11 protein-coding genes are annotated in these 15,666 nt (G+C 43.2%); 3 read left to right on the top strand and 8 right to left on the bottom strand.

Features of this window, described 5'->3' with window-relative positions; translation table 11 throughout:
* Positions 1-27 precede the first annotated feature (27 nt).
* Positions 28-861, bottom strand: coding sequence for a 50S ribosomal protein L11 methyltransferase (prmA, locus tag LZG71_RS22070; protein WP_233824033.1), 834 nt, complete (start codon positions 859-861; stop codon positions 28-30).
* A gap of 123 nt (positions 862-984) precedes the next feature.
* On the bottom strand, positions 985-2,799 hold the full coding sequence (locus tag LZG71_RS22065; RefSeq protein WP_233824032.1) for a glycogen synthase: 1,815 nt from the start codon (positions 2,797-2,799) through the stop codon (positions 985-987).
* Between the two features lie 327 nt (positions 2,800-3,126).
* Between LZG71_RS22065 and LZG71_RS22060 the strand changes: the two genes are divergently transcribed.
* The 3 genes from LZG71_RS22060 (at position 3,127) to LZG71_RS22050 (ending at position 6,770) form a co-directional block, all read left to right on the top strand.
* Positions 3,127-4,695, top strand: a complete 1,569-nt coding sequence (locus tag LZG71_RS22060; protein ID WP_233824031.1) for a family 10 glycosylhydrolase — start codon at positions 3,127-3,129, stop codon at positions 4,693-4,695.
* A gap of 32 nt (positions 4,696-4,727) precedes the next feature.
* On the top strand, positions 4,728-5,945 hold the full coding sequence (locus tag LZG71_RS22055) for an NADH-quinone oxidoreductase subunit D (protein WP_233824030.1): 1,218 nt from the start codon (positions 4,728-4,730) through the stop codon (positions 5,943-5,945).
* Positions 5,946-6,020: 75 nt separating this feature from the next.
* Positions 6,021-6,770, top strand: coding sequence for a DUF4262 domain-containing protein (locus LZG71_RS22050; RefSeq protein ID WP_233824029.1), 750 nt, complete (start codon positions 6,021-6,023; stop codon positions 6,768-6,770).
* 200 nt (positions 6,771-6,970) lie between these two features.
* On the opposite strand, the gene LZG71_RS22045 is transcribed toward LZG71_RS22050, so the two are convergent.
* The 6 genes from LZG71_RS22045 to nadC form a co-directional block, all read right to left on the bottom strand.
* Positions 6,971-7,981, bottom strand: a complete 1,011-nt coding sequence (locus LZG71_RS22045; RefSeq protein WP_233824028.1) for an aspartate-semialdehyde dehydrogenase — start codon at positions 7,979-7,981, stop codon at positions 6,971-6,973.
* A 198-nt stretch (positions 7,982-8,179) separates the two neighbouring features.
* Positions 8,180-8,563, bottom strand: coding sequence for a RidA family protein (locus tag LZG71_RS22040; protein WP_233824027.1), 384 nt, complete (start codon positions 8,561-8,563; stop codon positions 8,180-8,182).
* 76 nt (positions 8,564-8,639) lie between these two features.
* A complete protein-coding gene (locus LZG71_RS22035) occupies positions 8,640-10,349 on the bottom strand; it encodes a GMC oxidoreductase (RefSeq protein ID WP_233824026.1) in 1,710 nt (569 codons plus the stop codon).
* A gap of 121 nt (positions 10,350-10,470) precedes the next feature.
* Positions 10,471-12,618, bottom strand: a complete 2,148-nt coding sequence (recQ, locus tag LZG71_RS22030) for a DNA helicase RecQ (RefSeq protein WP_233824025.1) — start codon at positions 12,616-12,618, stop codon at positions 10,471-10,473.
* 29 nt (positions 12,619-12,647) lie between these two features.
* Positions 12,648-14,768: a helix-hairpin-helix domain-containing protein gene (locus LZG71_RS22025; RefSeq protein WP_233824024.1), complete on the bottom strand. Its 2,121-nt coding sequence runs from the start codon at positions 14,766-14,768 to the stop codon at positions 12,648-12,650.
* 23 nt (positions 14,769-14,791) lie between these two features.
* Entirely contained in the window at positions 14,792-15,655 is an 864-nt protein-coding gene (nadC, locus tag LZG71_RS22020; protein WP_233824023.1) for a carboxylating nicotinate-nucleotide diphosphorylase, read from the bottom strand.
* Between the last annotated feature and the right edge of the window lie 11 nt (positions 15,656-15,666).

Here is a 15,666-nt window from a genome sequence, read left to right as displayed (position 1 = left end):
CTGGGTCAGAATGCTAGGGAAGTCCGTTTATATCTTTTCAAATACAACGGTTGCCCACTGGTTCCGTGTATTCGATCGGATTTTTTTTAATCCATTTTCTTCTGCACAACGTTCAATATCAGCCTGATCGGTCTCATAGAATCCACTTGTGACAAGCCAGCCACCAGCTTCAAGATGCGAAACGTATTTAGGGATTTCTGCCAACAAAATATTCCTGTTGATATTTGCAAGAATACCGCCGAAGCGCAATTCGGAAGAAACGCCATCAATGGTGCCCTGAAACACCTCTGCTTCCGCTGGCAAGTTATTCATCGCAAAGTTTTCCTGCGTATTTTCAACCGCCCATTCGTCAATATCAAATCCTAAAAGATTGGTTGCTCCAAGCTTGTACGCCAAAATAGCCAGAATCCCGGTTCCACAGCCTACATCCATAATGGATAATCCAACGTGCGGAAGGCTGAGTTGTTCGTTCATCACCAGCCAGGTTGTTTCGTGATGCCCCGTTCCAAACGACATTTTGGGCTGGATAAGTAAGTCATACTGAAAGGTCGGGTTCGGCTCGTGGAATGTTGCGCGGACGCGGATTCTGTTTCCCACTTCAATAGGCGCGTAGCTCTTTTCCCATTCCTCATTCCAGTTTTTTCTTTCCAGTGATTTCCAAGCGGTAGTTATGGGTGTAAGATCCTGATACTTGTTTACGATCTCTGAAATTTTTGCTTCATCAAAATCCTCTTCTTGTATGTAAGCAAGCAAGCCCTCATCCGTTTCCACGAAAGATTCAAAACCAGCTTCACCAAGCTCTGCCATCAATATTTCCGAAAAATCGGAGTCTGCATGTATTTCTAATTCTACGTAATTCATTGGAAATTGTTATAAAAAATAAACCGGCGTGAAGGTGTTGAAAATTTTTAGTAATTCAACAACAGAAACGCCCACAAATACAGTTTATTTAGTATTTGTGGGCGTTATTAACAACTTTATTGTTTAAGGCTTGCGTCGCTTTGCTGCCAGATCGTGAGCTGTATCGTAATACGATCTAAGGTTCATCCAGTCGAACACATCCGAAATATTTTCGACGCGGTTACGCTGCATAATACGGTCACGGCGCTGCATTTTGACGAACTTGAATAAAATATCGGCCATTTGATCAGCTGCCTGCGTGTAAGTCTGCGATTTCCTGTTGATCACATATATACCCCGGTTTTCGTAGTCACGCATGATTTGCATGATGTAATCCCCAAACCCGGAAAGGTCACTGGTTACGGTAGGAACACCTCGCACCACACATTCCAGTGGTGTGTATCCCCACGGTTCGTAGTAACTTGGGAACACACCCAAATGGCATCCGCGTACAAACTGGCCATAATCTAACCCGAAAAGCGGATTGGTTGAAGAAATGAAATCAGGGTGATAGACAATCTTCACACGATCTCTTTCATTGTTTACCAGATTGGCCTTTTTGCAGAAGTCAGTGATGCCGTCCTCTTCTTTCAAATCATGTGTTACGAAGGCAGGAAGTTTATCCGTTTTCCATGTTTGAATGGTTCTGCGCAAACGCAGACGCCAATATTCATCAACAAAATTATTGAGGTCAGGCATTTTATGATCCGTACCTGAGGCGGTAGCAAGGAATAATTTCTCCCCAACTTCCTTTTCAATGGCAGTACAGGTTTCCTGCAATTCATTTAAAACAGCTCTTGACTGTAACACGTCCGGATTAATGGAATGATATGGCTGCTTCGTAACAATGAACATCACAACCGTTGTGTCCATATTGGCCTGAACCATTTTCCAATTCAGCCGGGCGAGTGCTTCCAGGGTTAAATCATAACCTTTGTTACTGTATTCATATCGTCCCGATGTGAAGAAATAAAGCGTTTTATCAAGATCGAAAGAGTAGCTTGGGAAAAAGTGTCCGAGTACAAAATCGTGAATTCGTTCTTTGTACTTTAAATGGAGGTTCTGAAACTCGTGCACGGCCTGGAAACGTACTACATTGAGGCCGTTTGGTGTAACGAGATCAGGCATTCTTCCCAAAAATACTTCACATTCTCTTGCCGTCACATCACTTACAGTTGTCAGAACGTGCGCACTCAGTGCTGCCTGGCGTTCAATAGAGCATTGTGCTACAATTCCATAATTTTTTGCCTCCTGCTCCCAATCGAAAAACGGAAGTTTGTTATAGAATCCGCTTACATTTTGTGCCAGGTATCGGCCAAGCATGGTGGCGTGGGTAGTGAAGGTTGTAGCGATCTTGACATTTTCTCTTTTCAGATCGGGTAGCCCACTGCTTGCCATCCATTCATGGAACTGAGCATAAATTTCTTCACGTTTCGCATTGTCCTCAGCATATTCTTTCAGGAAAATACGTGCCAGTTCACCAAAACACAGGGTCTGATTTACCAGATGTTCAACATTAATGGTTGGAATGCGATTGCGCTCCCACAGGTTGAATTTAATTGTATCCAGCTCATAGTTGATACTTTCCAGATCAAAAAGCACAACCCGCGGCTTACCCGTTACCAGCCAGTAACCGTAGTGAACCACGTAGCCCATCTCGCGTAGTCTTTTCACAGTACGGCCAGCTGGAGAGCTGTCCATATCTGTTATCTCTTCAAATTCTGATGAAGCTTTCTTCTCAAAATAAGGACCAAGTAACAAGTAGTTATCTTCCCACTTTTCTACCATTGCTGGTACCTTCGTTCTTATTACAGTATAAATTCCTCCTACCTGATTACAAACCTCCCAGGCTATTTCAAAAAGGACATTATTCTTAGTGGTTTTGACAAATGGTTCCAATACGGGATGTAGTTTTTAGCGTTATGCGGTAAATTTAATTCTTAACGGCTCGGTTAAGTCACAAAAAATCCTTGTAATTACACAATAAATATCAAGAAAAATTATTCATAATAACAACTATTCAGTTCGTGATTATTCAGTTTTTTATGGTTCTTCATAAAAACAAAACCTCAGAAATATAACTAAGTCAAGAATAAAAACTTTGGCGGATGTTGTGTACCCTCGAACTAAACCCGGAACATATGGATGGATTTAAGGCAGTTCTCGGCTAACTTTGTTCCAAATTACGTTACTTTGATCAGAATAACATTTTGCATACGTTTTATAGTGAAAAAAATTAAAGTAGTTACGCTTTTTCTTTTACTTGACTTTTTTTTGCTGACAGGCTGTGTGGCCCAAAGCACTGAAACGGAAATTATATTACCCCCTAAAAGAGAATTCAGAGCGGTATGGATTGCCACTGTTGATAATATAGACTGGCCAAGCAGTAAAAATCTTGTGCCCGAGGCGCAGAGACAAGAGTTTTCAAATTTGCTGGACTTTCACAAGAGGGTAGGGATGAATGCTGTTTTTGTTCAGGTTAGGGCTGCCGGAGATGCATTTTATGCCAAAAGTCCTGAACCCTGGTCAGAATGGCTCACCGGCAGGCAAGGCAGAAGACCGGAGCCTTTTTGGGATCCGATGGAGTTCATGATCAAGGAAGCGCATCAAAGAGGGCTTGAATTTCATGCCTGGCTGAATCTGAACCGGCTGGTTCATAAGTCTTCAACGAGTGTTTCTACAGACAATATAAGCTACACACATCCGGAATGGATATTGAATTATGACGGGTACAAACTTTTTGACTTTGGTATTCCGGAAGTAAGAGATTTTATCACTCAGATCACCGTAAACGTTGCCAAAAATTACAATGTTGACGGCATTCATTTCGACGACTATTTTTATCCATATATAGTTCCGGGGCAGGTTGTTCAGGATGAAGCATCTTTCAGGAAATATGGAAGGGGTTTTACTAATAAGGCTGATTGGAGAAGAAATAATATTGATCTGCTGGTGAAGCAAATACACGACGCACTGGAAGAGGTTAACCCGCGCCTTAAATTTGGGATCAGCCCTTGCGGAGTGTGGCGTAATAAAGGAACAGATCAGGAAGGGTCTAAAACCTACGGAGCTCTTGCATCCTATGATGATCTTTATGCGGACAGCAGAAAATGGATTAAAGAAGGTTGGGTTGATTACATTGCCCCGCAAGTTTATTTTTCATCCGGGTTTGGAAGAGTGCCATATAAGAATCTCGTAGACTGGTGGACCGACAATAGTTATGGACGCCATATATATGTTGGAATGGGCGCATATCGTGTTGGATACAAAGAAAAGGATACCAACTGGGCCAATCCGAAAGAGATTCCGAATCAGATCAGGTATTTGAGGGGAAATGAGACGGATGGGGCTATTTTCTTTAGTTCTCGCTCCTTAAAAAATAATAGCTTAGGGTTTGTAGATTCGCTCCGCCAGGATCTGTTTCACTATCCGGCACTGGTTCCGACTATGCCCTGGAAAGATAACATTCCGCCACTTTCTCCTAAAAGTCTGAAAGCTACGCTGCTCACCAATGCACTGGAATTATTCTGGGAGAAGCCAGATCCGGCACAAGACGGAGACGGTGCCAGTTATTATGTCATCTACCGCTTTGAACCCGACGAAAAGGCCACCGCTTATGATCCCAGACGGATTATCGGTATGTGTTACGAAGGAGAGCGTTTCGTGGATAAAACCGTTCGGCCGGGACAGCGATACGTTTATTACATTACATCCGTAGACCGGTTGCATAACGAAAGCCGTCCAATCGGACCACTTCGTGTGGAAGTGCAGGAACAAAAACTCGTTAGATTTTAGCAACGTTATCATAGATTCAGATCTCTCCCGATATGAGCAATGCCATTCAGTACGAATATAAAAAGGAATATTTAGCGGTTTCGGCCCCGACGAAATACAATTCCGAAACTCTTCGTACAGAAGAGATGGTTTTGAATATGGGACCACAGCACCCATCTACACATGGAGTTTTAAGGCTTGAAGTAGTTACTGACGGAGAGGTCGTAGTTGATGTGGTTCCGCATTTGGGTTACTTGCACAGGTGTTTTGAGAAACATGCCGAAGCATTACCTTTTAACCAGATCATTCCTTACGTGGATCGCCTGGACTATGTCGCTGCCATGAATTCGGAACATGCTTATGTAATGGGTGTGGAGCGCATGCTGGGTATTGAAAATGATATTCCAAAGCGTGTAGAATACATCCGTGTTGTGGTTGCAGAATTGAACCGTCTTGCTTCACATTTTGTCGCCCTGGGGACGTACGCAATGGATATCGGTGCATATACACCATTTCTATGGATGATGCGTGACAGAGAGCAGATATTGAGATTGCTGGAATGGGTTTGTGGAGCCAGAATGCTGTACAACTACATCTGGATTGGCGGTCTTTTTTATGATCTGCCGGTTGGGTTTGAAGAACGTTGCAGTGAGTTTATCAAATATCTGAAACCCAAACTTATTGAACTTCAGCAGCTCGTTATTGATAATAAAATTTTTGTAGAACGAACCATCAACGTGGGTGTTTTACCTTTGCCGGTTGCCATTAACTATGGCTGCACCGGACCTATGCTTCGGGCTTCCGGGTTACGGTATGATCTGAGGAGGGTTGACGGATATTCCGTATATCCTGAACTTGATTTTGATATCCCCATTGGTGAAGGTAAAATGGGAACGGTGGGCGACAGCTGGGACAGAACCTGGGTACGTGTGGCAGAATGCTGGGAATCGATTAAAATTATTGAACAAAGCCTGGAAAAGCTGACAAAGGAACATAAAAGAACGTCAGACTTTGACCCACAGGCATTGGTTCCCAAGAAGATAAGACCGAAAGCCATGGATTTTTATGTCCGTGCCGAGAATCCGAAAGGGGAACTTGGGTTTTTCTTCAGAACAGATGGTCGTTCAGATATTCCGGTTCGCTGCAAAGCCAGAGCGTGTTCTTTTAACAATTTGTCGGTGATCGGAGAAATGTCGAAAGGTGCGTTGCTGGCAGATTTAGTCGCCATTATTGGCTCAATAGATGTTGTGATGGGTGAGGTGGACCGGTAGCCCGGTCTGAACGCCCAAAAGGCGGTCTGAACGGGATTTGGTGAAGAATTGAAATGAAAAGTAAGCAGCAACCGTATGACAGACCAAGCTCATAATTGCCGACATGACGACCAAACTAAAAGTAATATTGAAAAATATGGCTTAACAGTTATTATTCTTGGCGCGACAGAATATCTGCCAGCGTTTGCATATTCAATCGGACTTTGGAAGACTTTTAAGCATCCTGAAATTATTTGTTTCGGACTTACGACAAAAAATTTACATGCACTCATCAATGACGTTGCCGAACTTGTAAAGCAAGGACAAATAATAACCACGAATAAAAACTATGACGACTTTTTCGACAACTCTGACACGAAATTTTTAAATGTTGACCCAAGTTATTTCAGTCATTATTTTGGTGCGGCAATTAATTTTTATAACTCTGACCGATTTCCAGCATTGCAATTTGTTTGGACAGACAGAAACAATAGATTTCCTTGGGATAATGACTTTGAAGAGGAATTAAAATATCGACAGCCGCTGCTTGACAGAAATATAGATTTTAAGTTTAGAGAAGCGAAAAACTTAGGCATATTTACAACCAGACAATGGTTAGAACTTGACAAACCAATTCTTCGTGTAGTTCATGACGAAGATGGAGATTGGCAATTTTTGACAGGCGATCAAATGCCAGACGACATTAAGCTTGTTGCATTAGAACAGATGACTTTAAGGGACAAAACTCTAAATGAACTTTTCGACCTTGACTATGGCGAAGAAGCAGAAAGAGAATTTATAGGTTCGGAATGGATACGGGCAACAACGCAGAACGACGACGAGTAACGGCTGCTGCTTGCAGGGGTTTGCGCAAGCAGGGCTGACGGATAAATTTTGAGCATTTGTAATTCTATCTATCTTCGGTAAGTTATTGGGCTGACGTGCTACTATTCCCTGTCTGCACCAAAAAACTAAGGCATATAAAACGAAAAAGAGCTTCTTCAACAGGAGCTCTTTTTCGTTTATTAATATTATCAATGCGCTAATTATGCTTCCTGAGCAACGCCTACGAGATCGTGCTTCAATAGGAACTCCGCTATCTGTACGGTGTTGGTTGCTGCTCCTTTACGAAGGTTGTCAGCTACAATCCATAGGTTAAGCGTTTTTGGCTGTGATTCGTCGCGGCGTATACGACCAACAAACGTTTCGTCTTTGCCATGCGCAGTAAGCGGCATTGGATAAACTGCGTTTTTAGGATCGTCCTGAAGAATAACACCCTCTGCTTCACTCAAAATCTGACGAACTTCATCCAGATCAAATTCATTCTCAAATTCGATATTTACCGCTTCTGAGTGACCGCCGATTGTAGGAATACGAACAGTGGTAGCAGTTACAGCAATACTGTCGTCACCCATGATCTTTTTCGTTTCGTTGGTCATTTTCATTTCTTCCTTCGTATAGCCGTTGTCCAGAAACACATCTATATGCGGCAACACATTCAGGTCGATCTGGTGTGGATAAACTTTTCCTTTACTGTGATCACCTGCTCTTTCAGAGAACAATTGGTCTACCGCCGCTTTTCCTGTACCTGTAACAGACTGGTATGTAGAAACAACGACGCGTTTGATCTTATATTTTTCATGCAAAGGATTCAGCACCACAACCATCTGGATCGTAGAACAGTTAGGATTTGCAATGATCTTATCTTCTTTTGTAAGTGTTTTTGCATTGATTTCAGGTACTACGAGTTTTTTCGTAGCATCCATTCTCCATGCTGAGGAGTTGTCAATAACCGTAATGCCTGCTTCTGCAAAACGAGGTGCAAGTTCAAGAGAAGTACTGCCGCCAGCAGAGAAAATCGCTATTTCTGGCTTAGCTGCTATCGCGTCTTCGAACCCGATCACCTTTATCTGTTTACCCTTGAATGTAATTTCCTTACCAACAGATCTTTCTGACGCAACTGCTAACAGTTCCGTTACCGGGAAATTACGCTCTTCGAGCACTTTAAGGATTTCGCCGCCTACCAAGCCGGTAGCGCCTACTACTGCGATTTTCATTCTTGCATTAAGATTAAATGAATGATTAAATAAGATTTTGTAACATTCCTTCCGCGGGTGAAACCCTTAAAAGAGCCGCAAATTTACGGGGAAATTTAGAAAAAGTATTGTTTTGGACGGATTAATCGCTGCTGCAACGGTGAATAAGTAAGTCGCACTCAATTATTTCTGTATATATCTTTCCGTCCTGGCGAGCCTCTAAGCAAGCACGGCAGTAAATTCTATCTCGACCAGGTAATCCGGGGATACGAGTCCACTGATCTCATATATACCTGTTGTTGGTTTTATATCTTTAAAAAATGCTCCATGCGCACGTGCTATATCATCAAAGTGCGTCATGTTGGTGGTGAAAATCCGGGTGCGAATTACGTCGTTCAAGCTTGCACCGGCATCTTCAAGCACTTTTGCAATGCGTTCAATGATGTTATGAGTTTGAGCGTAAGCATCATCTGCTTTCACTTTTTCGCCATCTACAATAGCAACTGTTCCTGCTACTTCCACAATATTGCCGATACGTACAGCACGGCAATAGCCCATTTTGTCTTCCCAGGGTGAACCGGAAAGTATGTTTTGTCTTGACATTTTAGAATTCGATGTTATAGTTTTTGTAAAGATATGGACGCTACTTTACAATTTTTACCTGACAATGGTAATATAATTACAAATTTCCCATTTTAACTTCACCAACAGCGAAGTCCACCGCACGCGCCGTGAGGGCCATGTATAAGATCGACGGACTTTGGTTTCCGGTGCTGGTCATGCAGGCACCATCTGTTACAAACACATTTTTACAAAGATGAAGCTGATTGTGTTTGTTCAAAATGGAGGTTTTAGGATCATGGCCCATTCTGGCGCCACCCATTTCATGTATATCCAGTCCGGGAGCTTGTTTGCTGTCATGTGTCTGAACATCCCTGCATCCTGCCTTCTCCAACATCTCCTTGCTCTGCGCCAGAAAATCCTTAATCATCTTTTCGTCATTGTCGTCATAATCCACATGGGTGACTAACAACGGTATTGCCCATTGATCTTTTTGATCCGGACTTAGTTTGACATAATTGGTTTCCTTTGGGATGGTTTCTCCCTGCATATACATATACACGCGCCAGCCTCCGGGCTCTGACATATTTTTTTTGAAATCAGGACCAAATGAAGCAGCCTCATCGCTCTGCTTACCTCGCATACGGTGTGCTCCCATAAAGGTTGTAAAGCCGCCGAGGTAATCGGTATCCTGTTTGTGAAGATTCCGGTAGTTGGCCAATATAGGTTCGGTAGGGTTACGACCGAAGTAATATTTATCTTCAAAACCGTCAATAACTCCACCGACAGAAGCCCGGTAATTGTGAAACGCAACGTACTTACCCAATAGTCCGCTATCATTTCCAAGACCGTTTGGAAAGCGCTTTGAGCGTGAATTGAGTAAAACCAGCGTGCTATTCAATGCTGAGGCATTGAGAAATATTATTTTGGCAAAAAAATCAACTTCTTCTTTCGTTTCTGCATCAATCACTTTCACACCAACGGCCCTGCCTTTTTCTTCATCGTAAATAATGGAATGTACAACGGAGTGAGGTCTGATGGTGAGATTTCCTGTTTTCTGAGCCCAAGGTAGTGTTGATGAAACAGAACTGAAATATCCGCCGTATGGACAACCACGCATACACATGTTCCTCGCCTGACATTGACCGCGCCCTTGCTGCAAATGGATTTCCTGAGGTTCGGTGATATGTGCCCAGCGTGCGGCAACCAAATGGCGATCTTTATAATTTTCACGAATACTTTTCTGAACAGCAGATTCAACGCAGTTCAGATCGAAAGGACGCAGGAACTCACCATCTGGCATGGCTTCGATTCCGTCTTTATTTCCACATACTCCAATGAACTTTTCAACATGCGAATACCATGGAGCCACATCGGCATAACGAATAGGCCAGTCGATGCCGTAGCCGAAACGTTGCGGCGCAGAGAATTCAAAATCGCTCCAACGCTGGCAGGCTCTTCCCCAGGTCAGCGATTTGCCTCCAACCTGATATCCCCGGATCCAATCGAATGGTTTTTCCTGAATATAAGGATGGTCTTTGTCTTTAATAAAAAAATGATCAGTTGCGTCGTCAAAGCCTGCGGCTTTACTTATGAGCGGATTTTCATCTAAAAATTCTTTTGGCATTCGTCCCCGATGGGGAAACTCCCAGGGCGCCATGTGGGTAGTAGGGTAATCCTGATTGTGAACAACATTCCGTCCTCTTTCAAGAACCAGCGTTTGCAAGCCTTTGTCGCACAGTTCTTTCGCAGCCCAGCCACCACTAATGCCGGAGCCGATTACGATGGCATCGAAGGTGTTTTTTGATTCAGTTTGTGATGATGACATAAGAATACAGCTCGCCGTGGTTTGTTTCAAAAGCAATTTGCAAAGAAAGATTTTTTTTGGTAAAATATTTCTAAAAAATTGAACTGAGCAAAGTCTTGGACGTGCCTATTCTGCCGTAATGTTACATCTCCTCCTCCATAATCGTCAGTGCCAATTTTATCTGCCCGTAATCATATACTTCATTCAAAAGCTCGAATAAAGGCTTTATTGGATCCGCTTTACGGATGCTCATTTCCTGTGCTGCTTTTATAATGGTTTGATAGGATTTGTCATCTATCAGTGCTTTCAGATCAATTTGGTGGCCGTCTTCTTTTAGCTTGATAAGATGCGAAAGTATGGTCATGGGATTAAGATCCCTCTTCTCACCAATTACCTTCACCGAATAGCCGGCTTTGTAGAGGTCAAGGGTTTCAATGTATGTCAATCCTTTCACTACACGTGTTCCGGGCTGTGTATTTTCTCTGGCGAATGCGACTATTTCGTTGATAAACGTTTCTCCATATCGCCTGAATTTTTCTGCACCTATTCCGGAAACTGTCTTCATTTGAGCTTCGGAAACCGGTTTTTTCTGCGCCATTTCCGACAATGTGGCGTCACTGAAAACAACGTAAGGTGGAACACCCAGCGAATCGGCGATCTGTTTTCGTAAAGTACGAAGTTTCTCGAAAAGGGCATCCCGGATAATTTCCTGTTTTGGCTTTTCCTTTGGAGCAAGTTCTTCCTCGCGGGCTTTACGTTCTGCCAACGGAATAAATTTGACCAGCTCTACTTTCCTTTCACCTTTCAGAATTTGCCGGCTGAAAGGATTCAGCTTAAATGAATGCGCCTCATCATATGCAATATCCATGGCTCCCGAATTGAGCAGCTGGCTTAGATATTCTGCCCATTCTTCTCCGCGCAAATCGTGTCCAACGCCAAATGTAGGCAGTCGGTCATAGCCGTGCTGAAGTATAGCCCTGTTGCGGCTTCCTCTGAGAATATCAATGAGCATTCCCATTGCAATTTTTTGGTCTGTTCTTACAATGGCCGACAGTGCTTTTTGGGCTATGATCGTCGCATCAAACCTGGTTCTTGGGTTTTGGCAAACATCGCAATTGCCACAATCCTGCTCCACAGCTTCATTAAAATAACTCAGCAGTATTCTCCTACGGCAAATGTCAGCTTCGGCATACTGCTTCATTCGGTTCAGTTTGGCGTGGAGCAATTCCTTTTGCTCTTCCGACTGCTCCGAATTATTGATCATATCTTGTCGCGTGATGATATCCATGTAGCTGTAAAAAAGCGCCGTGTCGGAAGCTGATCCGTCACGCCCGGCGCGGCCTATTTCCTGGTAAAAGCTTTCCACATTGGAAGGTAAATTGTAATGAATTACCCAGCGGACATTCGATTTGTCGATCCCCATTCCGAAGGCTATCGTAGCTACAATGATCTGAATATCATCTTTTAAAAATTGCTCCTGAACTTTTGAGCGTTTCTCGGATGGTAAACCTGCATGATAAAATTCTGCTTTAAACCCTGCTTTTTGCAAACTGGCTGCTACGGTTTCGGTCCCTTTCCGACTCAGGCAATAAATGATCCCAGCCTGATTTTCGTGCTTTTTTATAAAGCTCTGTATCTGTGGAATCCGTTTTCTGCCTGGAAGTACACTCAGGCTCAAATTTGGACGGTCAAAACTAGCTACAAAGGTTTCAGCGTGCTCAATTCCCAACTGTTTTAATATATCCCTTCGTGTTACGCGGTCAGCTGTTGCTGTGAGCGCAATCACCGGCACATTCGGAAAGCGTTGTTTTAAACTACTTAGCTGTCGATATTCGGGCCGAAAATCGTGGCCCCAGGAAGAAATACAATGTGATTCATCAATCGCAAACAAATTGACATTCCATTCACGCAGAAAATCGAAAGTGTTTCCTGAAAAAAGTCGCTCAGGTGCGATGTAGAGCAATTTTAGTTCGCCGATTTTAGCCTGCCACATCACTTGATCCTGTTCAGCTGAGGATAGTGAAGAGTTCAAAAAAGCAGCATTTACCCCATTCCCTCTCAGTGCCTCCACCTGGTCTTTCATCAATGCAATTAGTGGTGAAATAACGACGGTAAGTCCTGGGCGGAGGATTGCAGGAATTTGAAAACAAACCGATTTCCCACCTCCGGTAGGCATCAATACTAGGCAATCCTGATTATGCATGACGGTGTCAATAATCTCAGATTGCTGCGGACGGAATGAATCGTAACCGAAATATTTTTTTAAAACGTCCTCTTTTGTAATGCTCATGGGAATAAATTTACCGCAAAAGTAAGAATTCAAAACTGGTACATGACCTGCATTTTCAATTCACTCCGTTTATTTCCTTTAATTTCGTTCAAAGCTGAACTGATCGTTTCCAGCCTGGAATATCGCGTTTGTGACCATCGAAGCCATACTTTCATGTGTTTTGATAAGTTATAACGTGCCATGAGGTAATGCCGTGTTCCTCTGTCGTAATAAGCTGGTAATGAGAAAGCGTATAACATATCTTTTTCATAAACATATTGGCGGCTGTCATAGTCATCGGTTGCAAAAAAGGCAAATCTACCGCTGAATTCTATGCGCGAAAATTTCCATGTTATGTCCTGAAGAATGGTAAATCCTCTGGAAGAAGTATTTTTTTTATATCCAAAATCTCCACCTTGTAAACGGGTTCGGACAGAAAAGCGAAGCGGGACTTCATACTCTATATTGATCAGCGCACTTCTTCGCACTGATTCAGCAACAGGAGATATAGCGGAATTCGCTTCGGGCAGATTATGCGGTTTGTGTTTTTCATGAAAAAGAGCATAAGCATTAAAGCGTTTGTTGGGTTTCCACAATACATGTAAATAAATATCATATCCGCCCGAAGGTGCATTAATCTGATATTTCAGCCAGGGGAAATTGAATCTGTCGTAATAGGTACTGAACTGCCAGCGGCGATTCGGGCTATATCGCAGCCCCCAATATGTCCCGGATTCATTAATCGGGCGCGTTGCTTCACTGACCGAATTCCCGTAAAAAGTGTGAAAATTTTTATCATAATGCCTCAGCAGCATGGTGAAATCAAATGTTTTTCCCAGTCCCGCAATGAGCCCTGCAATGCCGCCTTTTCCTCCGTTGCCGGATCGTGCGCCTTCTCCAAAAAAGTGGAAATTCTGCCAGCGGTAATCGCCATGTATTCCTGTTGTGAGATTGTGCTTGCCTCTGAATTCAAACAAATTATATGGCACATCCTTTTTCAAAAGATAAGAACCGTAATTGGTATTGAGAAGGGTTATGCCAATCTGACCTTTCTGAGATGGGATTTTATATAGCCCGTGAAGACCAATATTTTGCTCCGATATGGTATTGTGCTTTTCCCGTTCGGCGGGTGTTCTGTGGTAACCGGAAATGAGCAGCGATGAGACCATGTTTTCATCAGAATTTTCATCTATGCTGGCGTCTCTTCGTGTTCGGGAATAAAAGGATGTTACCTCTACTTGTTTGGATATGGCGTAAGTAGCAGCAATACCCCTGAAAAAGTTGGCCTCCAATACGGAGGTATATGGCCTTAGTCCAAGGGTACTTCTGTATGTAGTACGAATGACCTCGGAGCCCTTTCCAAGTGAAAATCCGGCGGCCATTACCATGCCCTGTCCTGCCTGCATCTGAAAATCGCCGATAATGAGATTTTTCAGTTTTCTCCGGTTCATAATCTGAGCATGAAAAGAGCTAAAATCAGGACCGAATATCTGTCTTCCCGGTTTCCATTCCCACCACTTTTCACCCGCATCTTTTTCAATGGTTAACCCGAAGCTGTAAACGCCGGTCCTTGCGTTACGATAACGGATGTAGCCATACAATGGATTGCCTTTGTACCGTGAAGTAGATCGGGAAGTTGTATCAATTTCTGAAAAACCTTTTTGTTGTTCCAAAAGCCGACCGGAGCGTAGCATGAGAAAATGCTGTGAGGGATTTTTAAGACTTTGCTTAAGAGACATTTGTCTGGGTTCGACCGTGACAAATGGAAGGAGCCGATATATGGTAGCCAGATCAAAACCCGGTACCGATTGTAATTCGTAAAGCGAGATAAACGGTCCCAGTTTTACGCGATGGGCTAAAAGAGATTGTATTTGCTGATTGGTAAGTATAAATGTTGCAGCCAGCTCATCGCTGCTGGCTGTGTTCAGATCCAGCGGATTGGCGTAGAGCTGAAATAGGGATTCGTAGAGATCTTCGTAATTGGAGTCTTCGGATGGAACAGGAAACAAGGTCTGTATAAACTGGTTGATATCTATTTCCTGTCTGGGAGGATTTTGTGCTTTGAGTTTTCCTGCGAACAAGAAAAAAAGGGAAACCAGCAATGAATATTTCAGTGCAAGGTTTCCCTTCAAGGTATTTGAGCCGTATGCCGCTTTGTATATTTTCAGCATACGTTTTGTGTTTTAGTTAGCGGTTAAAAGGCTTTTAAACTCAAATCCAGACTTCGTGCCTGGTGCGTCAGCGCACCGCTCGATATACCATCCACCCCGGTTTCGGCTACTGCACGTAAAGTTTTTTCAGTTATGTTTCCGGAAGCTTCGGTCTCATATCGTCCTCCGATTACTTTAACAGCTTCACGCAAACCTTCAATCGAAAAGTTGTCCAGCATAATGATGTCTACATTTCCCACACGAAGTACTTCCTTCACTTCTTCCAGGTTGCGGGTTTCTATCTCTATCTTTAATTTTTTACCGGTTTCTTTCAGATAAGCATTTGCACTGTTAATCGCTTTTTCAATTCCTCCGGCATAATCAACATGATTGTCCTTCAACATAATCATGTCGTACAGCCCCATTCTATGATTTACAGCTCCGCCAATTTTTACCGCCATTTTTTCAAATACGCGGAAATTGGGTGTAGTTTTTCTGGTGTCGAGTAATTTTACCGGCAGGTCGCTGATCAGGTCTGTCATCTGATTGGCATAAGTTGCAATGCCGCTCATACGTTGCATGATGTTGAGTACCAGTCTTTCTGATTTTAAAATCAGTCTTGCGTTTCCTTCTGCGGTTAACACCACATCGCCTCTTTTGACTGCCGCTCCGTCCCGAAGTAACACTTCAATTTTAAGTGCAGGATCATTGTAAAAAAGTGCGGTTTCTTCAAAAATGATCAGGGCAACCTCTACGCCAGCAAGTATACCGTCCTGTTTTACAAGCAAATGTGCCCGCTTGGTCGCATCGGCTGGTACAGAAGAGAGAGAGGAATGGTCGCCATCGCCAATATCTTCAAGTAAAGCGAGGCGAATTAAATCACGGATTTGATGTGGGTCTGTTTCCATATTTATGAATT

This window comes from Dyadobacter sp. CY312 (assembly GCF_021390535.1).
GTDB lineage: Bacteria > Bacteroidota > Bacteroidia > Cytophagales > Spirosomataceae > Dyadobacter.
This window is presented reverse-complemented; position numbering and strand designations above follow the sequence as displayed.